16 protein-coding genes are annotated in these 20,550 nt (G+C 67.6%); 13 read left to right on the top strand and 3 right to left on the bottom strand.

Annotated features, from left to right (window positions below):
- Position 1 precedes the first annotated feature (1 nt).
- Positions 2-1,324, top strand: a complete 1,323-nt coding sequence (locus V3B64_RS11155) for a type II toxin-antitoxin system HipA family toxin (protein WP_329914157.1) — start codon at positions 2-4, stop codon at positions 1,322-1,324.
- On the opposite strand, the gene V3B64_RS11150 is transcribed toward V3B64_RS11155, so the two are convergent.
- A complete protein-coding gene (locus tag V3B64_RS11150) occupies positions 1,325-1,939 on the bottom strand; it encodes a DUF938 domain-containing protein (protein WP_049421091.1) in 615 nt (204 codons plus the stop codon).
- Between the two features lie 720 nt (positions 1,940-2,659).
- Here V3B64_RS11150 and V3B64_RS11145 point away from each other — a divergent pair.
- From V3B64_RS11145 to V3B64_RS11105, 9 genes are read left to right on the top strand one after another with little or no spacing between them, the layout of a single operon-like run.
- The gene (locus tag V3B64_RS11145) at positions 2,660-4,291 is read left to right on the top strand and encodes a TldD/PmbA family protein (protein WP_277778855.1); all 1,632 of its coding nucleotides are present in this window, start codon (positions 2,660-2,662) and stop codon (positions 4,289-4,291) included.
- A gap of 30 nt (positions 4,292-4,321) precedes the next feature.
- The gene (locus V3B64_RS11140) at positions 4,322-5,956 is read left to right on the top strand and encodes a TldD/PmbA family protein (protein ID WP_180844550.1); all 1,635 of its coding nucleotides are present in this window, start codon (positions 4,322-4,324) and stop codon (positions 5,954-5,956) included.
- A gap of 21 nt (positions 5,957-5,977) precedes the next feature.
- A complete protein-coding gene (locus V3B64_RS11135; RefSeq protein WP_329914156.1) occupies positions 5,978-7,312 on the top strand; it encodes a TldD/PmbA family protein in 1,335 nt (444 codons plus the stop codon).
- Positions 7,312-8,019 (top strand): DUF4159 domain-containing protein, encoded by a 708-nt coding sequence (locus V3B64_RS11130; RefSeq protein ID WP_032128709.1) that lies wholly within the window; start codon positions 7,312-7,314, stop codon positions 8,017-8,019. The genes V3B64_RS11135 and V3B64_RS11130 overlap by 1 nt, the downstream gene beginning before the upstream one ends.
- Positions 8,020-8,035: 16 nt before the next feature.
- Complete coding sequence (locus V3B64_RS11125; RefSeq protein ID WP_049461571.1) at positions 8,036-9,019, top strand: MoxR family ATPase; 984 nt, start codon at positions 8,036-8,038, stop codon at positions 9,017-9,019.
- 7 nt (positions 9,020-9,026) lie between these two features.
- Positions 9,027-9,923 (top strand): DUF58 domain-containing protein, encoded by an 897-nt coding sequence (locus V3B64_RS11120; protein WP_329914155.1) that lies wholly within the window; start codon positions 9,027-9,029, stop codon positions 9,921-9,923.
- Positions 9,920-11,041: a BatA domain-containing protein gene (locus V3B64_RS11115; protein ID WP_329914154.1), complete on the top strand. Its 1,122-nt coding sequence runs from the start codon at positions 9,920-9,922 to the stop codon at positions 11,039-11,041. Before V3B64_RS11120 ends, V3B64_RS11115 begins: the two co-directional genes overlap by 4 nt.
- A complete protein-coding gene (locus tag V3B64_RS11110) occupies positions 11,038-13,206 on the top strand; it encodes a hypothetical protein (protein WP_329914153.1) in 2,169 nt (722 codons plus the stop codon). The genes V3B64_RS11115 and V3B64_RS11110 overlap by 4 nt, the downstream gene beginning before the upstream one ends.
- Entirely contained in the window at positions 13,203-15,011 is a 1,809-nt protein-coding gene (locus V3B64_RS11105) for a hypothetical protein (protein ID WP_121504999.1), read from the top strand. Before V3B64_RS11110 ends, V3B64_RS11105 begins: the two co-directional genes overlap by 4 nt.
- A 99-nt stretch (positions 15,012-15,110) precedes the next feature.
- On the opposite strand, the gene V3B64_RS11100 is transcribed toward V3B64_RS11105, so the two are convergent.
- Entirely contained in the window at positions 15,111-15,785 is a 675-nt protein-coding gene (locus tag V3B64_RS11100) for a hypothetical protein (RefSeq protein ID WP_121504998.1), read from the bottom strand.
- Between the two features lie 39 nt (positions 15,786-15,824).
- The gene (locus tag V3B64_RS11095; RefSeq protein WP_012509660.1) at positions 15,825-16,343 is read right to left on the bottom strand and encodes a hypothetical protein; all 519 of its coding nucleotides are present in this window, start codon (positions 16,341-16,343) and stop codon (positions 15,825-15,827) included.
- A gap of 212 nt (positions 16,344-16,555) precedes the next feature.
- Between V3B64_RS11095 and V3B64_RS11090 the strand changes: the two genes are divergently transcribed.
- The 3 genes from V3B64_RS11090 to V3B64_RS11080 all read left to right on the top strand — a co-directional run bounded on the left by V3B64_RS11090 (position 16,556) and on the right by V3B64_RS11080 (position 20,445).
- The gene (locus tag V3B64_RS11090; RefSeq protein WP_329914152.1) at positions 16,556-19,045 is read left to right on the top strand and encodes a DEAD/DEAH box helicase; all 2,490 of its coding nucleotides are present in this window, start codon (positions 16,556-16,558) and stop codon (positions 19,043-19,045) included.
- Positions 19,042-20,064: a ribonuclease H-like domain-containing protein gene (locus V3B64_RS11085; protein ID WP_329914151.1), complete on the top strand. Its 1,023-nt coding sequence runs from the start codon at positions 19,042-19,044 to the stop codon at positions 20,062-20,064. The genes V3B64_RS11090 and V3B64_RS11085 overlap by 4 nt, the downstream gene beginning before the upstream one ends.
- 66 nt (positions 20,065-20,130) lie before the next feature.
- Entirely contained in the window at positions 20,131-20,445 is a 315-nt protein-coding gene (locus tag V3B64_RS11080; protein WP_125893021.1) for an I78 family peptidase inhibitor, read from the top strand.
- The last annotated feature ends 105 nt before the right edge of the window (positions 20,446-20,550 follow it).

The following is a 20,550-nucleotide window of genomic DNA, read 5'->3' as shown; positions in this document are numbered from 1 at the left end:
CATGGGTACGCTGCGGGTCTGGATGAATGGTGTCGAGGTCGCGCTCTGGGATGATGTCCGGAGCGGCTCTTCCCGGCTTTCGTACGTCGACTCGTGGATCAGCTCCGCCCAGTCCCGGCCGTTGTCACTCTCACTGCCCCTGCTCCCGGAGGGCGAGAGCCATCGGGGCAATGCCGTCAACAACTACTTCGACAACCTTCTTCCCGACAACGCCGTCATCCGCAACCGGATCCGCGACAGGTTCTCCACGCGCAGCAGCGACACATTCGACCTTCTCGAAGCCATTGGCCGGGATTGCGTCGGCGCAGCGCAACTGCTGCCGCTTTCGCATACACCGGGGGACATCCAGCAGATTACGTGCGAAGCGTTGGACGAATCAGGCGTCGCTGCGATCCTGCGTCAGGTGACGACAGGGAATCTACCTGGCGCGCCCACCAGTGATGATGCGTTCCGCATATCCATCGCCGGTGCGCAGGAGAAGACGGGACTTCTGCTGCATGCTGGCCAGTGGTGCATTCCTACCGGCAGTACCCCATCCACCCATATCTTCAAGCTGCCGCTTGGCATTGTGGGCAACATGCGGGCGGACATGCACCAATCCGTCGAGAACGAATGGCTGTGCATGCAACTGCTTTCCGCCTTTGGAATCCCCGTTGCGAATACGCAGATGGGACGCTTCAAGGACGAACGCGCGCTTATTGTGGAGCGATTCGACCGCCGCCTTTCTGCGGATCGCCGGTGGTGGCTGCGGCTGCCGCAGGAAGACATGTGCCAGGTCTTCGGTCTGCCCGCTGCCAGGAAGTATGAATCCGATGGCGGCCCAGGCATCGTGACCATCATGGATCTGCTTCGACAATCCGAGCATTTCGAGGATCGGGCGACCTTCTTCAAGACGCAGATTCTTTTCTGGATGTTGGCTGCAACCGATGGACATGCCAAGAACTTCAGTGTTTACCTCGAAGCCGGTGGACGCTTCCGCCTGACACCCGTCTACGACGTATTGTCGGTGCATCCCATCCTGGGTAGGGGGCCAAACCAGCTCGACCCGCGGAATGCACAGCTCGCCATGTCCGTCCAGGGCAAGAATCGCCACCGGAAGCTGCACCTTGTGCGACGACGCCATTGGAACGAAACCGCACGCGCCTGTGGTGTCGCTGATGGTGCGGAGCCGTGGATCGAAGCGCTGATCGCAGCCGTCGAACCCGCCATCGAGCAGGTCACGCGTCAGCTCCCAAGTGATTTCCCCGTAAACGTGTCCGAACCCATTTTCAACGGGCTGCGCGCTGCGGCGGCACGCCTTTCCAGCATGTCGCCGGACGCCTGATCACCCCAGCCGCCACAGCAGCAACCGGTTGTTGGCCGGCATCGCCACATCACCCAGGCGGGTGAAGCCGTTGTCCGCCGCCAGCGCCTGCACCGCTTCCACATCGCGGATGCCGCTGCGTGGATCACGCGCCTTCAGCCAGGCATCGAACTGCGCGTTGCTGTCGCTGGTGTAGCGACCGCCGTAGTTGAACGGGCCGTACACCGCCAGCAGCGCACCATGCCGCAGCACCGACGGCAGCGCGGCGAACAGCGCCTGCACATGCTCCCAGCCCATGATGTGCAACGTGTTGGCACTGAATGCGGCATCGAACGTGCTGCCCTCGGGCAACGACAGGCCCGGCGCCGGGGGTAGTTCCACCTGCAGTGCCAGCGGCGGCAGCAGATTCAGCAACGCCGCCTCCGCGCGCCAGGCCTCGATGCCGGGCAGATGGTCCGGATGATCGCTGGGCTGCCAGCGCAGCCAGGGCCAGCGCTCGGCGAAGAACGCCGCGTGCTGGCCGGTGCCACTGCCGATCTCCAGCAGCCGATGGCGGTCGCCCATCCACGGGTCGAGTGCGGTGGCGATGGGTTCGCGGTTGCGCTCGCAGGCTTCTGAATACGGCTTGCTCGACATCAGGGACGGTGTCCAGGCGGGGTCGGCCCCATTGTGCACGAGGGGGTGTCTGCAGGGCTTGCAGCCCTGCACCCGCAGGAGCCGGAGCAACAGCAACAGCGGGCTTCCTGGGGGATGGCGGGGTGGGTCCGGTTGCGGGGGACGCCGTGAATCCCCCTCCGGGGTCCGGCCCAGCCGCTGGCGGCTGTGCGTTCGGGCGCTTGCGAAGCGGTGCTTCGCAAGCAAAGCGCCCTCACCCATGGAGGCTCGGTCGCGCCATCCATGGCGCTCACGCCCCCGCAACCGGACCCACCCCGCCTTCGACAGTTTTCTGCGGTCTGTCGGAACGGCTCTGACCCCGGATACATTTCGATATCTGACAGACGTGTCGACCAAGGTCGACACCTACCAACAGCCGAGTGAACCTGTCGAAGGTGGGGCGGTGTCGGAGTGCGGGGTGTCAGCCGCATGGATGCGGCTGCCAAGCCTACAGGGACGTACTTGCGGCGTCCCCGCAGTCCGACACCACCCCACCAACCCACGGAATGCCGCTCTGGCTTTGGCCGTTGCCGTTGCCGTTGCCGTTGCATTGAGCAGGTGCAGGGCTGCAAGCCCTGCCGAAACCCACCCAACCATGACTGCAGTCACTTGCCCGGACGCGCCGCGCTGGCGAAAGTCGAGGAGTTGACGTGATCGGTCCGGCCCGTTGCCAACCGCACGCAAGCGAGAGAGAGAAACGCTGTGCAACGACGTGAGTTCCTGGCTTTTTCCGGTCTGGGCCTGGCGGGCCTGCTGCTGCCGCATTCCCGTGCCATCGCCGCCGAGCAGCTGCTCGCCCCGGTCGATACCGCCCAGCGCAGACGCCTGGCGGACGTTGCGCTCGCTGCCGCACGCACAGCCAAGGCCAGCTACTGCGACGTGCGCATCGGCCGCTATCTCAACCAGTCGGTCATCACCCGCGAGCACCAGGTCGGCAATGTGACCAACCGCGAATCGTCCGGTATCGGCGTGCGGGTGATCGTCAACGGCGCCTGGGGCTTTGCCGCTACCCACCAGCAGACCGAGGCTGCCGTGCGCGCGGCGGTCGAGCAGGCCGCAGCGATCGCCCGCGCCAACGCCGGCATCCAGACCCGGCCGGTGCAGCTGGCACCGACGCCGTCGGTGGGCGAGGTGCACTGGCAGACCCCGGTGCGCAGGAACGCGATGGCGGTGCCGATCCAGGACAAGGTCGAGCTGCTGCTGGCGCTCAACGCCGCCGCGCTGAATGCGGGCGCCGACTACATCAATTCCACCCTGTTCCTGGTCAATGAACAGAAGTACTTCGCCTCCAGCGACGGCTCGTTCATCGACCAGGACATCCATCGCATCTGGCTGCCGTTCACTGCCACCGCCATCGACAAGGCCAGCGGCAGGTTCCGCACTCGTGCCGGCCTGTCCTCGCCGATGGGCATGGGCTACGAGTTCCTCGATGGCGATGCGCGCGGCAAGGTGCAGCTGCCTGGTGGCATCACCGCCTACCGCGATTCCTACGACCCGGTCGAGGACGCCATCGCCGCCGCCCGCCACGCGCGCGAGAAACTGAAGGCGCCGTCGGTGAAGCCGGGCAAGTACGACCTGGTGCTGGACCCGTCCAACCTGTTCCTGACCATCCACGAGAACGTTGGCCACCCGTTGGAGCTGGACCGCGTGCTCGGCTACGAAGCCAACTACGCCGGCACCAGCTTCGCCACGCTGGACAAGCGCGATGCCGGTTTCCGCTGGGGCAGCGACATCGTCACCTTCTTCGCCGACAAGACCCAACCGGGCAGCCTCGGTGCGGTCGGCTACGACGACGAAGGCGTCAAGACTCAGCGCTGGGATCTGGTGCGCGACGGCATCCTGGTCGATTACCAGGCCACCCGCGATGAGGCCCACATCCTCGGCCGCAACGCCTCGCACGGCTGCAGTTACGCCGATTCCTGGTCCAGCGTGCAGTTCCAGCGCATGGCCAATGTCTCGCTGGCACCTGGCAAAAAACCGCTCAGCGTCGAGGACATGATCAAGGACGTGGAGAACGGCATCTACATCCACGGCCGCGGGTCGTATTCGATCGACCAGCAGCGCTACAACGCGCAGTTCGGCGGCCAACTGTACTACCAGATCAAGGACGGAAAGATCGCCGGCATGGTCGAGGATGCGGCCTACCAGATCCGTACGCCGGAATTCTGGAATGCCTGCACTGCGATCTGCGACGAGCGTGACTTCCGCCTGGGTGGTTCGTTCTTCGACGGCAAGGGCCAGCCCGGCCAGGTCTCGGCGGTCTCGCACGGTTCGTCCACCACCCGCTTCAACGGCATCAACATCATCAACACCGCGCGCAGTCTCGGCGCTTGAGCCACCCATCCTTCGACATGGAGAGCAGCCTTGCAAAGACGTGACTTCCTGGCCCTGACCGGGCTTACCGCGGGCGGGCTGATCGTGCCTTCCTTCTTCGGCAAGGCGATTGCCGCCGAACAACTGCAGAGCACGCTGGACCTGGGGCTGAAGAAGCGCCTGGCCGATGCGGCGCTGGCCGCTGCCCGCCAGGCCGGTGCCACCTACTGCGACGTGCGCATCGGCCGCTACCTGCGGCAGTTCGTGATCACCCGCGAGGACAAGGTGCAGAACGTGGTGAACACCGAGTCCACCGGCGTGGGCATCCGCGTGATCGTCAACGGTGCCTGGGGCTTCGCCGCCACCAATGCGCTGGGTACGGCCGATGTAGCCAAGGCCGCGCAGCAGGCCGCAGCAATCGCCAAGGCCAATGCCGGCGTGCAGACCGCACCGGTACAGCTGGCCAAGGCGCCGGGCGTGGGTGAGGTGAGCTGGCGCACGCCTATCCGCAAGAATGCGATGGAAGTGCCGATCAAGGACAAGGTCGGCCTGCTGCTGGATGTCAACGCTGCGGCGATGGGCGCCGGCGCCAGCTTCGTCAATTCGATGCTGTTCCTGGTCAACGAGCAGAAGTACTTCGCCTCCACCGATGGTTCCTATATCGACCAGGACGTGCACCGCATCTGGGCACCGATGACGATCACCGCCATCGACAAGTCCAGCGGCAAGTTCCGTACCCGCGAAGGCCTGTCCTCGCCGATGGGCCTGGGCTACGAGTATCTGGACGGCGCGGCTGCCGGCAAGGTGGTCAGCCCGAATGGCGTGGTCAACTACAGCTCTTCCTACAACATGAAGGAAGATGCCATCGCCGCCGCCAAGCAGGCGCAGGAGAAGCTGAAGGCCCCGTCGGTGAAGCCGGGCAAGTACGATCTGGTGCTCGACCCGTCGCACACCTGGCTGACCATCCATGAGTCGATCGGCCACCCGCTGGAGCTGGACCGCGTGCTCGGCTACGAAGCCAACTACGCCGGCACCAGCTTTGCCACCCTGGACAAGCGCGAACAGCATTTCCAGTACGGCAGCGAGCTGGTCAACATCTTCGCCGACAAGACCCAGCCGGGCAGCCTCGGTGCGGTGGCGTACGACGATGAAGGCGTGAAGTGCAAGCGCTGGGACCTGATCAGCAACGGCAAACTGGTGGATTACCAGACCATCCGCGACCAGGCCCACATCCTCGGCAAGACCGAGTCCGACGGCTGCTGCTACGCCGACTCGTGGTCCAGCGTGCAGTTCCAGCGCATGGCCAACGTGTCGATGGCACCGGGCAAGAAGCCGCTGAGCGTGCCGGACCTGATCAAGGACGTGGAGAACGGCATCTACATCATCGGTGATGGTTCGTTCTCGATCGACCAGCAGCGCTACAACGCGCAGTTCGGCGGCCAGCTGTTCTACGAGATCAAGAACGGCCAGATCACCCGCATGCTGGAAGACGTGGCCTACCAGATCCGCACACCGGAGTTCTGGAACGCCTGCACCGCCGTGGCCGACGAGAGTGACTACCGCCTGGGCGGTTCGTTCTTCGACGGCAAGGGCCAGCCGGGCCAGGTCTCGGCGGTCTCGCACGGTTCGTCAACTGCGCGCTTCAACGGCATCAACGTCATCAACACCGCACGCAGCCTCGGCTGATCGGTCAGGAGCCCTTACACCATGAGTATCTTCACCGAAGCCCAGGCCAAGGCCATCCTCGACAAGGTCATCGCCCTGTCCAAGGCCGACGAGTGCACCGCCGTGCTGGCCGGCGCGATCAGCGGCAACATCCGTTTCGCACTGAACAACGTCTCCACCAGCGGCATCGTCGACAACACCGAGCTGGCGGTCACCGTTGCCTTCGGCAAACGCGTCGGTACCGCATCGATCAACGAGTTCGACGATGCCGCGCTGGAGCGCGTGGTACGCCGCGCCGAAGACTTGGCGCGCCTGGCCCCGGAGAACCCGGAGTTCATGCCGGCCATCGGCAAGCAGAGCTACCGCGCCAGCCCGACCTTCAGCGAATCCACTGCAGCGATCGATCCGGCCTTCCGCGCCAAGGTCGCCGCCGATTCGATCGCCCCGTGCCGTGGCCACGGCCTGATCGCCGCCGGTTTCCTTGAAGACGGCCAGGGCTTCCAGGCCACCGCCAACAGCAATGGCAACTTCGCCTACCAGCGCACCACCAACTTCGATTACACCTGCACCGTGCGTACCGAAGACGGCCGCGGTTCGGGCTGGGTCGGCCGCAACCTGAAGGATGCCGCCGACTTCAAGGCCGACCAGGACATCCGCATCGCCATGCGCAAGGCCACCGAATCGGCCGAAGCCAAGGCGCTGGAGCCGGGCAAGTACACGGTGATCCTGGAACCGGCCGCGGCCGCAGGCCTGATCAGCTTCATGATGAACTTCTTCAGCGCACGCTCGGCCGATGAGGGCCGCAGCTTCCTGTCGAAGAAGGGCGGCGGCAACAAGCTGGGCGAGCAGGTCTACGACCCGCGCGTGACCATGATTGCCGATCCGTGGCATCCGGACGCACCGGTGCTGCCGTGGGACGGCGAAGGCATGCCACGCGAGCGCATCGCCATCATCGAAAACGGCAAGATCGCCAACCTGGACTACTCGCGCTTCTGGGCGCAGAAGCAGGGCAAGACCGCCAAGGCAACGCCGGGCAACCTGCTGATGAGCGGTGGCGACAAGAGCACCGCCGAGCTGGTGCGCGGCACCCAGAAGGGCATCCTGGTCACCCGTACCTGGTACATCCGCATGGTCGACCCGCAGACCGTGCTGCTGACCGGCCTCACCCGCGACGGCACCTTCTACATCGAGAACGGCCAGATCAAGCACCCGGTGAAGAACTTCCGCTTCAACGAGTCGCCGGTGATCATGCTCAACAACATCGAAGAGCTGGGCAAGCCGGTGCGCGTGGCCGGTGATGAATCCAGCTACGTGATGATGATCCCGCCGATGAAGCTGCGCGATTTCACCTTCACCTCGCTGTCCGACGCCGTCTGATGGATCGCCGGGCCTGCCTGCGCTGGTTGGCCGCTGCCGCTTCGGCGGCGGCGCTGCCGGCCTTGGCGCAGTCAGGCCCGCGCAGTTCGCGCTACGACTTCTGGTTCACCCGCCTGCAGTACGACTCCGGCGACTGGGATGTGGATGCGCGCATGCCGTCCAACCTGATCACCTCGCTGATCGACTACACCTCGCTGCGCGTGGACCCGCAGGAACACGTGGTGGCGCTGGCCGATCCGCGCATGCTGGAAGCGCCGTTCTGCTACCTGGCCGGGCACACGCTGGTGGAGTTCAACGCCGCCGAGCGGCAGAACTTCGTGCGCTATGTGCGCAATGGCGGCTTCGTCTTCGTCGACGACTGTAACCACGATATCGACGGCCTGTTCGCCACCTCGTTCGAGGCGCAGATGGGTCGCCTGTTTGGTCCCAAGGCACTGCAGAAGCTGCCCAACAGCCACCCGCTGTACCGCAGCTTCTTCCGCTTCCCCGATGGCCCGCCCGCCACCAGCTTCGAACTCAACGGCTGGGGCGACGACCTGGTGCACGACTATCTGAAGGGCATCGAGGTCGATGGCCGCCTGGGCCTGCTCTACAGCAACAAGGACTACGGCTGCGAGTGGGACTACGACTGGCGCAACAAGCGCTTCCTGGCCGAAGACAACACCCGCTTCGGCGTCAACATCGTGATGTACGCGTTGAACAATTGATAGGACCTGCACGCCCATGACCACCGCTGACCTCGACTCCCTGCTGCCGCGCCTGCACGATCTGCGCGCTGCGCTCGCACGCGCGGTGGTGGGCCAGAACACCGTGGTCGAGCAGCTGCTGATCGGCCTGCTGGCCGGCGGCCACTGCCTGCTGGAAGGCGCCCCGGGGCTGGGCAAGACCCTGCTGGTGCGCTCGCTCGGGCAGGCGCTGGAACTGCAGTTCCGGCGCGTGCAGTTCACCCCGGACCTGATGCCCAGCGACATCCTCGGCACCGAGTTGCTGGAGGAAGACCACGGCACCGGCCATCGCCATTTCCGCTTTCAGCAGGGCCCGATCTTCACCCACCTGCTGCTCGCAGACGAACTCAACCGCACCCCGCCCAAGACCCAGGCCGCGCTGCTGGAAGCGATGCAGGAACGCACGGTCAGCTACGCCGGCACCACCTACGCATTGCCCGCGCCATTCTTCGTGCTGGCTACGCAGAATCCGATCGAGCAGGCCGGTACCTACCCGCTGCCGGAAGCACAGCTGGACCGCTTCCTGCTGCACGTGCTGGTGGATTACCCCAGCGAAGACGAGGAACGGCAGATCCTGGAGCAGACCACCGGCGGTGCCACCGACGCGGTGCCGAAGGTGATGGATGCCGAAGCGGTGATCGCCCTGCAGGCCGCAGTACGCCAGGTGCATGTCAGCCCTGATGTGCTGGCCTGGATCACCCGCCTGGTGCGCGCCAGCCGCCCAGGCGAAGGCGCACCCGCGGCGATCAACCAGTGGGTGAAGTGGGGTGCGGGCCCGCGCGCCGGGCAGTCGCTGGTGCTGGCGGCGAAGGCACGCGCACTGCTGCAGGGCCGCTTCGCCGCCACCCGCGAGGATGTGCAGGCACTGGCCGCACCGGTGATGCGCCATCGCCTGCTGCTGTCGTTCGCCGCCGAGGCCGAGCAGAAGCGTGCCGACGACGTGGTCGCCGCCCTGCTGCAGGCCGTGCCGTTCCCGGGTTGAGCCACGCGTGAACGCAGGTGCCCCGCTGACGTTGCCACCGGAACTGCGTGCGCGCCTGCGCCTGCTGCGGTTGCGGCCGCGCCTGGCCAGCGGTGCGAGCGGCATTGGCCAGCACGCCAGCCGCAGCCGTGGTGCCGGCCTGGAGTTCGCCCAGTACCGGGCCTACGAGCCGGGTGACGAACTGCGCCAGATCGACTGGAAGCTGTATGCACGCTCGGACCGCTTCTTCGTGCGCGAATCCGAACGCGAAAGCCCGATCACGGTCTGGCTGCTGCTCGATGCCACCGCCTCGGCCGGCCAGGCCGATCGCGCGGCACCACAGCGCACGCGCCTGGACCACATGCGCGGCGTGGCCGCCTGCGTGGTCGAACTGGCCCTGCAGCAGGGCGACCGTTTCGGCCTGCTGGCGATCAACGGCGATGGACTGCAACTGGTGCCCGCAGCGAACGGCGCACGCCAGCGTGACCGCGTGCATCTGCAACTTCATGCGCTGCAGGCGCGCGGTGGCTGGCCTGCGGCCGATCGCCTGCGCCCGCTGTGGGAGCGCGTGCGTCCGGGCGACATACTGCTGGCCATTGGCGATGGCTTTGATGAAGCCGGCATCGTGCTGCTGGAACAACTGGCCAGCGCGCGCCGCGAAGTGGCCCTGCTGCAGATCCTGACTGCCGACGAACGCGACTTCCCGTTCGACGCCGGCCATCGCTTCCGCGATCCGGAGACCGGCGAGGAACTGCTGGGCGATGGCGCGGCGATCCGCACCGACTACCTGCAGCGCTTCGCTGACGCACGCAGCGCATTGCAGTCGCGCCTGCAGGCCAGCGGCATCGCCAGTGCCACCGGCTGGCTCGACCAGCCGCTGGACCAACCACTGCAGGCGCTGTTTGGCCGTGGGGGCGGTGCATGACCCTGCTGTTCCCATTGGGTCTGGCCGCGCTCGCCGCATGGCTGCTGCCGCTGCTGATCCACCTCGCCCGCCGCCATCCGTACACACCGCTGGATTTCGCCGCGCTGCGCTGGTTGCGCGCACAGATCCGGCCACGCCAGCGCATCCGCTTCGATGACTGGCCGTTGCTGCTGGTGCGCCTGCTGTTGCTGGCCGCGCTGGCCTTGTTGCTGGCACGGCCTGCGTTGACCGGTCCCGCTCCGACCCCCAGTGCGTGGACGGTGGTGGCCCCAGGACTGGATGCCACGGCGCTGCGTGGCACGGCCAAGGATGGCAACTGGCACTGGCTGGCGCCCGGCTTCCCGGCCATTGATCAGGCGCCACCTGCAGCCAGCGCATCCCTGCCCAGCCTGCTGCGCGAACTGGACGCGCAGCTGCCCGTTGGCACCGCATTGACCGTGCACGTTCCCGATCCCCTGCCCGGCCTGGATGGCGCCCGCCTGCAGCTGTCGCGTGAGGTGCAATGGCACACGCAGCCGATGCCGGTCACTGCGCAACCGCGTGCCGCAACGTCGCCGCGCCTGCGCGTGCACAGCGATGCTTCGGCCGCTGCCCAGCACTGGTTGAATGCACTGCAGCGCGCATGGGGCGTGCAGGCGCCGCTCGCTCCTCTGGTGGCGGATGCCCTGCCCGAACGCGGCGAGATTGGCGTATGGAGCCGCAACGACGCACTGCCGGCGAACTGGCAGGCCTGGCTGCGCGACGGCGGCAGTGTGCTGATCGCCACCAAGCCCGCCACGGAAGCCCAGGTCCTGCTGCGCAGCGCCGAAGGCGTGCCGCTGTTGTGGCAGCAACGTGTCGGCCTTGGCCGCCTGCTGTCACTACCGGGTGACTGGGATGCCGCCAGCAACACCGCGCTGCGCGATCCACAGCTGCCGCGTTCCCTGCTGCTGGCCCTGCAGCCGCCGCCGTCGCCACGCGTGGGCGATGCACAGGACCAGGCGCCGCGCCAGATTGCACTGCCCGCCGCAGCATCGCCGGTGCGTGAGCCCACGGCGTGGCTTCTGCTGGCAATCGTGCTGCTGTTCGCACTGGAACGCTGGATGGCCAGCAGCGCGCGGCGCAGGGCGATCGCATGAAGACGCTGCAGCATGCCTGGCAACGTGCGCGTCGTCGCCGCGCCGCCATCACCCTGCTGCTGGGCCTGCCGTGGGCGCTGGCTGCGACGGCGCTCGCACTGCGGCTGTCCGGTTTCGATATCGCCTGCGTGGTCGCCACGGTCAGCCTGCTCGCCTGCGCGGCCTTCGCCACTGCACGTGCCCGCCAGCTGGGCCGCCAGTGGCTGCAGCGCCAACTCGATGGCAGCGGTACGAGCGAAGACAGCGCCGATCTGCTGTTCGCCGACGCCACCACGCTCAATCCGCTGCAGCAGCGCCAGCGTGTGCATGTGCTGGCCACGCTTGAACGCGCGATGCCGGAGCTGCGTCCGCGTTGGCCGCACCTGGCGGTGATGCTGTGCTGGATCGGTGGCTTGGCCGTTGCCCTGCTCCCGTTCGGCTGGCCGCGTTCGAACCCAGACCCGGCAGCCGTTCATTCCGCCACGACCGGCAGCACGGCGTCCGCAGGCCCGCTGCAACTGCAGTCCAGTCGCCTGCGCATCGACGCACCGGCTTACACCGGGCAAGCCACGCTGACGCAGAGCACGCTGGATGCAAAGGTCGCCGCCGACAGCCAGCTGTCGTGGTCGTTGCGCTTCGACCGCGCACCGGCCAAGGCATGGCTGCAGTTCCACGATGGTCGCCGGTTGCCGCTGAGCGAGCACGATGGACAGTGGCAGGCGCAGGATGTGGCACGCACGCCGGTGCTGTACCGCGTGGTGAGCGAACCGGCACTGGCAGAGACCCGCCTGCATCGGCTGGATGTAGTGGCCGACCGCGCGCCCAGCGTGCGCGTGCTGGAGCCCTCCGCCAGCCTGGTGCTGGGCACGCCGGGGCAACGCCAGTGGGCGCTGCGCTTCGAGGCCAGCGACGATTACGGTGTCGCGGCGCAGGCAACGCTGTCGATCACCACCACCCAGGGCAGCGGCGAGAACATCACCTTCGTGAAGCGCAGCGTCACGCTTGCCGGCAGCGGCGAAGCCACCGCGCGGCGTTTCGCCCACACCCTTGATCTGGCTGCGCTGGGCGCACAACCGGGCAACGATGTCATCGCCCAGCTGGAGGTGCGCGACAACCATGCGCCCACGCCGCAGACCGGGCGCAGCAGCAGCGTGATCCTGCGCCTGCCCAGCGCCGAAGTCGCACTCGGTGCAGAGCTGGAAGGCCGCATCAAGAAGACCCTGCCGGCCTACTTCCGCAGCCAGCGGCAGATCATCATTGATGCCGAAGCGCTGATCCGGCAGCGCCGCACTCTCGCCGCCGAGGACTTCGTGAAGCGCAGCGATGCGATCGGCGTCGACCAGCGCATCCTGCGCCTGCGCTACGGCCAGTTCCTGGGTGAGGAAAGCGAAGGTGCGCCGAAGCCACCGCCGACCAGCGACCTGCCCACCAGCGATACGCCCGCCGCAGACGACCACGATCACGACGACGATCACGACCATGGCGCCGAGGCCGGAGCGCACGATGAGCATGGCCACGATCACGGCGGCAAGGCGTCCAATGCCGATACGCCACCGGTGTTCGGCAGCGCCACCGACGTGCTCTCCGAGTACGGACACACCCATGACCACGCCGAGGCGGCCACCCTGCTCGATCCACAGACCCGCGCCACGTTGAAGGCCGCGCTGGACCAGATGTGGTCGGCCGAAGGCGAGCTGCGCCAGGGCCGTCCGGAGCAGGCATTGCCCTTCGCCTACAAGGCATTGGGCTTCATCAAGCAGGTGCAGCAGGCCGAACGCATCTATCTGGCCCGGGTCGGGCCGGAGCTGCCACCGATCGATGAAGGCCGCCGCCTCGGCGGTGACCGTGCCGGGCTGGCCAGTCGTGAACTGCCGCTGGCCGCCCGCACCCCGCCCGATCCGGCCATCGTTGAAGCCTGGCAGCGTCTCGGCGACGACACCGGCGCGCCGGATCTGGATGCGCTCGCGACCTGGCAGCACCGCAACGCGGCCTACCTGCCCGATGCACTCGATCTGGCTGCGGCCATCGAGCAGCTGCGCATCGAGCCCGGTTGCCACGACTGTCGCCAGCGCCTGCGTGCACAGTTGTGGCGGGCGCTGCAGCGTCCGCTGCCGCAGGTGATGCGGCGCAGTGCCGCCGATGCGATGGGGCAGCGGTACCTTGATGCGCTGGAGGCGCAGCCATGAACGCCTCCGCTGTGAACCTGTGGATTGCACTGGCACTCGCCCTGATCGTGGTCATCGCCAGCGTGCGCCAGCTGCGTGGAAACACCGCCCACCCTGGCCGCCGGTGGATCGTGATCGCACTGCAGATCATCGTCGCCGCGCTGCTGTATTTCTGCCTGGTACCGCCCCCCCGCCAGCAACCCGCAGGCGGGCTGGTCGTGCTCGGAACCGATGCCGGCAAGGCCGGCGCGCTCCCGGCCAGCGAAGGCCCGCTGTTGCTTTTGCCCGAAGCTGCCGACATTCCCGGCGCACAGCGCGTTCCCGACCTGGCCACCGCGCTGCGCCAGCATCCGGCGTCCACACTGACACTGGTCGGTGCGGGCCTGGCCGCACGTGACCGTGACGCGCTGCTGCCACCGGATGTACGTTGGCAGGCCGCACCGGAGCCGCGCGGCTGGATCGCACTGCAACCACCGGCCGATGTCGCTCCCGGTGCTCGTTTTGACGTCCAGGCACAGGCGCGTGGCGCGGCCAAAGCGAAAGCAGTGCTGCTTGACCCCGCCGACAGCGTGGTTGATCGCACGGACGTTGCCGAGGACGGGCGCGTGAAGCTCAGCGGCATCGCCCGCGCCGAAGGCCGCAGCGTGTTCCAGCTGCGCCTGCTCGATGCCGACGGCCATGTGGTGGACAGCGTACCGGTGCCGCAGCAGACCCTGCCGGCCGCACCGCTGCGCCTGCTGGTGCGCGCCAGTGCGCCGGGTCCAGAGCTGAAGTACCTGCGGCGTTGGGCGGCCGATGCCGGCATCCGCGTGCAGGTGCAGGCCGATACCGGGGCGGGTGTCAGCGTGGGAGATGGCGCGGTCGCGCTGGATGCGGCGTCACTCGCGCGCAGCGATCTGCTGTTGCTGGACGAGCGCAGCCTGGCCGCATTGAGTGCCGGCCAGCTGGCTGCCGTGCGGCAGGCGTTGCGCGAGGGACTAGGCGTGCTGGTACGCGGTGCGGGCGCACCTTCGGCCAGCGCGCGCCAGCGCCTCCGCGATCTGGGCCTGCCGGTGCAGGGCGATGGAAGCAGCCGCACCCTCGAACTTCCCGGCGACGGCGACAGCGCGGTCCTCGCCGCACGGCGTGGCCCGCTCGCCGCGGGTACGCTGCCAACCGGCTACGGCGAAGAGGCTGACCGCAGCTCGCACAATGCTCCCCTGCCTGCGCTGGAAGCACTCGCGCTGCAGGCACCGGGCAGCACCGCCCTGCTGCATGATGGCACGGGCAAGGCTGTCGGTGGCTGGCGCGCTGCCGGCAAGGGCCGCATCGGCCTGCTGCCGCTGACCGACAGCTGGCGCTGGGTACTGGCCGGGCGCGACGACCGCCACGGCGAACTGTGGAGCGGCGTGGTGGCCACGCTGGCACGTGCACAGGGCAGCGCTGATGCGCTGTGGTCACCGCAACCGATCGGCTGGGCAGGCGAACGACAGACGCTGTGCGGTGTGCAGGCGCCGCTGCAGGTCTTCAACAGGCGTGGCGACGATGTACCCCTGATCGTCGATGGCGCGACGTCGGCGCTGCGCTGCGCTGGCTGGTGGCCCCGCGAACCGGGCTGGCAGCGCCTGCAGCACGGCGACATCGTTGTCTGGCGCTATGTGTTCGATCCGAAGGATGCACCGACGCTGCATCGGCAGGCGATGATCGATGCGACCACGCGTGCACTGGCTGCCAGCACGCCGGCAGACGCGTCAGTGATGCAACCCGTGGCAGGCCCACGCTGGCCGTGGTGGCTGGCGTTCGTGTTGTGCGCATCGCTGCTGTGGTGGCTGGAACGGCGACGCTGAGCCCATCGATTGGATCGCGGACAGCATCCACGCATGGCGTGGATCTACTGGCCGGTTGCCCTGGTAGATGCCAACCTTGGTTGGCGCCTTTCCGCGGGGTCAACGCGTGCCGGCGCGCCGGTACACGCCGTTGAAGCGCACGTTCATGCCACCGCATTCGCTGTTGTCGACCACGATCAGCACCTCCCCCAGCGAATGCACGCGCACCTTGCAGGTGTCCTCTACAAACTCGACATCGGCACCACGCGGCGCCGCGCGCGCTTCCACCTGGCCCATGTTCGGCCCGTAGGGACGCTGCTCCGGCGTAGGGTTGGCGGAGGGCCAGTAGGCGTCACCCTCCACATGCAGCTGCCCGCCCTGCACGGTGATGCGCAGGCCGTTGTCGCCGTCCTTCCAGTGGCCCGCCCAATCCTGCAGCGACGGCACGACCACCGGCAACGCCTGCAGCTTGCTGCGGTCCACCCAGCCAGCACTGCCACCCACCTTGTTCGGGAAGAACGCGCAGCGGTAGCGGCCAAGATCACGCCCGGTCACCACGGTATCGCCATTGACCACATAGCTGCGCTGTCGGCAGGCCGGTTCGCCCTTCGCCGGGCAGCCGTCCATGTCGCCAAGCAGGTACAGACGGGGCGCATCGACCACCCGCGCCAGGGCGAACCGGCTCTGTTCAGAGGGAAACGCGCCATTGCGGCAGGCGCCATCACCGGCGATGCCATCAGCGAAGGCGGACGCCGGCAGCGATGCGGCCAGCAGGCAGATCGAACGCAGGAACATGGCAGCACTACCGGTGGGGAGCCGGCAGGATATACCGGCCTACTTCACCGGCGGTGCATCGCCGGCATCCTGCTCCTGGGAGAACCGCAGCGCACGCTGCTGCTGTTCGGCACTGAGCTCCGGCGGTGGCCGCGCCACGGCGGCCTGGATCTGCGCCGGTCCGCCGGTGAGTTTGTTGATCCCCTTGGCCGCCGCCATCACACCCTTGACCACGCCCATCATGATGTAGCCACCGCCCATGCTGACCTGCTCCGGCGACGGCGGTTCGCTCCAGTCGCGACTGAAGCGGTTGTCGCCGAACTTCACCGGGTTCTTGAAACGGTACAGATCCAGCGGCTCGTCTTCGGGCTTGAGCGCACGCACTTCGCCAAGGGTGGTGACGTTGTCCTGCGGCAGGGTGGTGGAGATCGGCGCGGTGGTTGCCGCCGGCGCATCTGCAGGAGGTTCGGGCGCTGGGTCGGGCACCGCTACCGGCGTGGCCTGCTGCGCCTGCGCGATACCGGCCAGCAGCATGCTGGCCAGGACGGCTCCCTGCGTTCCACGTCGTGCCACAGCCATCCACCCTGTTGGTTGCGTCCAGCGCCCAAGGATACGGATACCGGCTTCAGATTTCGTTGCTGCACGGGCAGCTGTTCAGCCAGGGGAGATGCGGCGACGCCACGGGACGCGAGCACTGAACGGTTCATGCCCTTGGTGTGCGGTGTCTCACATCCTGAGACGTGAGTGTGGTGCCATGTGACCCCTCGCAATCCGTCCCGGCTCCACTTTCCATGGCTTACGAACTCGCCAAGCGCACCGCCGATGCCGAGCAGAAGCTCGCCACCCGCGATGGCCTGCCCGCCCGCGACGGCGCACTGCTCAGCGCGCGCCTGCAGCGCCGCTACCAGGACCGCATCACCGGCAGCTTTGCCATTCCCGGCCGCGAAGGCCGCTATGCGCCCATTCCCGATTCGGTTCCGCCGGCCCTGGCTGCAGCGCTGAAGGCGCGTGGCATCGAACAGCTCTACAGCCACCAGGCCGAGGCCTGGAACGCCAGCCAGCGCGGCGAGCACGTGGCCATCGTCACCCCCACCGCCAGCGGCAAGTCGCTGTGCTACACCCTGCCGGTGGTCAGCGCGGCGATGCAGGACAAGGCCAAGGCGCTGTACCTGTTTCCGACCAAGGCACTGGCCCAGGACCAGGTGGCCGAGCTGCTGGAACTCAACCGTGCCGGCGACCTCGGGGTGAAGGCCTTCACCTTCGATGGCGACACCCCGGGCGATGCGCGCCAGGCCATCCGCCTGCACGGCGACATCGTGGTGTCCAACCCGGACATGCTGCACCAGGCGATCCTGCCGCATCACACCAAGTGGGCGCAGTTCTTCGAGAACCTGCGCTACATCGTCATCGACGAGGTGCACACCTATCGCGGCGTGTTCGGCAGCCATGTCACCAACGTGCTGCGCCGGCTCAAGCGCATCTGCGCGTTCTACGGCGTGCAACCGCAGTTCATCCTGTGCTCGGCCACCATCGGCAACCCGCAGGCGCATGCCGAGGCGCTCATCGAGGCACCGGTCACCGCCATCACCGAATCCGGCGCGCCCAGCGGGCCCAAGCAGGTGCTGTTGTGGAACCCGCCGGTGATCAATCCGGACCTGGGCCTGCGTGCCTCGGCGCGCTCGCAGAGCAACCGTATCGCGCGCATCGCGATCAAGTCCGGGCTGAAGACCCTGGTGTTCGCGCAGACCCGCTTGATGGTCGAGGTGCTGACCAAGTACCTGAAGGACATCTTCGACCACGACCCGCGCAAGCCGCCGCGCATCCGCGCCTACCGTGGTGGCTACCTGCCCACCGAGCGCCGCGAGACCGAGCGTGCGATGCGTGCCGGCAACATCGACGGCATCGTCAGCACCTCGGCACTGGAGCTGGGCGTGGATATCGGCAGCCTGGACGTGGTCATCCTCAACGGCTACCCCGGCAGCGTGGCCGCCACCTGGCAGCGCTTCGGCCGTGCCGGCCGCCGTCAGCAGCCGGCGCTTGGGGTGATGGTGGCCAGTTCGCAGCCGCTGGACCAGTACGTGGTGCGGCATCCGGACTTCTTCGCCGAGGCTTCGCCCGAGCACGCGCGCATCGCGCCGGACCAGCCACTGATCCTGTTCGACCACATCCGCTGCGCAGCCTTCGAGCTGCCGTTCCGGGTCGGCGATGGCTTCGGCCCGATCGACCCGGAAGTGTTCCTGGAAGCGCTGGCCGAAACCGAGGTGATCCATCGCGAAGGCGAACGCTGGGAATGGATTGCCGACAGCTATCCGGCCAACGCGGTCAGCTTGCGCGCGGTGGCCGACGGCAACTTCGTGGTGGTCGATCGCAGCGATGGCCGCCAGCAGATCATCGCCGAGGTCGATTATTCCGCCGCCGCACTCACCCTGTACGAAGGCGCCATCCACATGGTGCAGTCCACGCCCTACCAGGTGGAGACGCTCGACTGGGACGGCCGCAAGGCCTATGTCACCCGCACGCATGTGGATTACTACACCGACAGCATCGACTTCACCAAGCTCAAGGTGCTGGACCGCTTCGACGGCGGCGTGGCCGGGCGTGGCGATTCGCACCATGGCGAGGTGCACGTGGTGCGCCGCGTGGCCGGCTACAAGAAGATCCGCTACTACACCCACGAGAACATCGGCTACGGTCCGGTGAACCTGCCCGACCAGGAACTGCATACCACTGCGGTGTGGTGGCAGCTGCCGCAGGCACTGCTGCTGCGCGCGTTCGCCAGCAAGCAGGATGCGCTGGATGGCTTCCTCGGCGCCGCGTATGCGCTGCACATCGTCGCCACCGTCGCGGTGATGGCCGATGCGCGCGACCTGCAGAAGTCGGTCGGCAACGGCGATGGTGCCTGGTTCGCGATCGCCGACCAGAGCGGCCGTGGTCAACTGCGCGGCAGCGAAGGTGATCCTGGTGTGGTGGAACTGCTGCAGGAGTTCGTGCCCACCGTGTATCTGTACGACAACTTCCCCGGCGGCGTCGGCCTCAGCGAACCGCTGTGGCAGCGCCAGGCCGAGCTGGTGCAGCGCGCGCGCGAACTGGTGCAGCGCTGCGACTGCAAGGCCGGCTGCCCGGCCTGTGTCGGCCCGGTGCTGGCCGCGCAGGAAGAGGATGACACCTCGCCGCGTGCGCTGGCGCTGCGTGTGCTGGACCTGTTCGATGCCGAGGCCTGCCGGCACGTGCCCGACGTGGTGGTGACCACGAGCGATCCGATGGAGCTGCTGGCACCGTGAGCCTGAGCCTGGACAAGCTGCGCCTGCTGCGGAAGCAGGCCGGTGACCCGAAGGCAGTCACGCCGGCTGCGCCCGAGCCGCCGCCCGCAGCGCCGGCACCGGTTGCCGCCAACGATGCGCGGCAGCCACCGGCCGAGCGTTCGGTGTTCGCCTGGGTCGAACAGGAAGTCCGCCACAAGCCGACCGGTGCAGCGGCCTCCACACCGGCACCCGCACCGCTGCGTCGGCCGGAAGTGGGCAGCCTGCATCGCCTGCTCGGCCTGCGTTCGCGGGGTGGAGCCGCGCCGGCACGCGCCAGCGCGCAGGATCGCCAGCTGCCCGGCGAGGAAATCGCACCGGGCCTGTTCCTGATCGAATCGCTGCAGCCGCAGCCGATTCCGGCACAGCCGCTGTCACTGGATTTCGCCCGCCGCGAAGGCGAACACGTGGCCCCACGCGATCTGCTGTTCTTCGATACCGAGACCACCGGCCTGGCCGGCGGCACCGGCACCCGTGCCTTCATGATCGGTGCCGCCGACTGGCATGTGTGCCCGCAACGCGGCGAAGGCCTGCGCATCCGCCAGCTGCTGATGGCGACGATGGCCGCCGAGGACGCGATGCTGGCCACCTTCGCCCGCTGGCTGCAGCCGTCCACCGTGTTCTGCAGCTACAACGGCCGCAGCTACGATGCGCCGCTGCTGAAGGCGCGCTACCGGTTGGCCCGCCAGCGTTGCCCGATCAGCGCGCTGGATCACGTCGACCTGCTCTATCCGACCCGTCGCCGCTATCGCGGCACGTGGGAGAACTGCAAGCTGTCCACCATCGAGCGCCAGCTGCTGCGCGTGGTGCGCGAGGACGACCTGCCCGGTTCTGAAGCGCCGGGCGCATGGCTGCGCTTCCTGCGCGGCGGCGACGCGGTGAACCTGCGCCGGGTGGCCGACCACAACCACCAGGACGTGGTGACCCTGGCCCTGCTGCTGCAGCGGCTGGTACGGGAAGAACAACGTGAGCGCGAAACCCTGGCGCTGGTCGGGCAGTAGGCGTTGACGCAGCCTGACGGTGGCAGCGGTGACACTGCCGCCACCATCCATGCCTGGAGCCCGACGATGCGCCTCAATCCCCTGGTCCTGCTCGCCATCCTGCCCTTGGCCGCCTGCAGTCACGCCGGCAGCAGCACCACCCACGATCCCGCGCCGGCGCCCGTGGCCGATACTGCGCACGAATGCAGGCCGGAGGCGCTGGAAGCCTTCACCGGCAAGACCGCCGACGAAGCCACGATCAAGAAACTGGTGGCTGACAGCGGCGCGCGCGGTGCACGGGTGGTCAAGCCGGGCATGGCGGTGACCATGGACTTCCGCCAGGACCGCGTGACCGTGCAGGTGGATGCGCAGAACCGCATCGAGCGCGCCAGCTGCGGTTGATGTTCCCAGGGAAGTGCCGACCGCTGGCCGGCACCCCACATTGCCGGCCAGTGGCCGGCACTACCGCTCAGAGTCGCTCGGCCTTGCCGCTGGCCAGTGCGCGCG

The sequence above is a fragment of the Stenotrophomonas sp. SMYL86 genome, assembly GCF_036320025.1.
Taxonomy (GTDB): Bacteria; Pseudomonadota; Gammaproteobacteria; order Xanthomonadales; family Xanthomonadaceae; genus Stenotrophomonas; species Stenotrophomonas maltophilia_A.
This window is presented reverse-complemented; position numbering and strand designations above follow the sequence as displayed.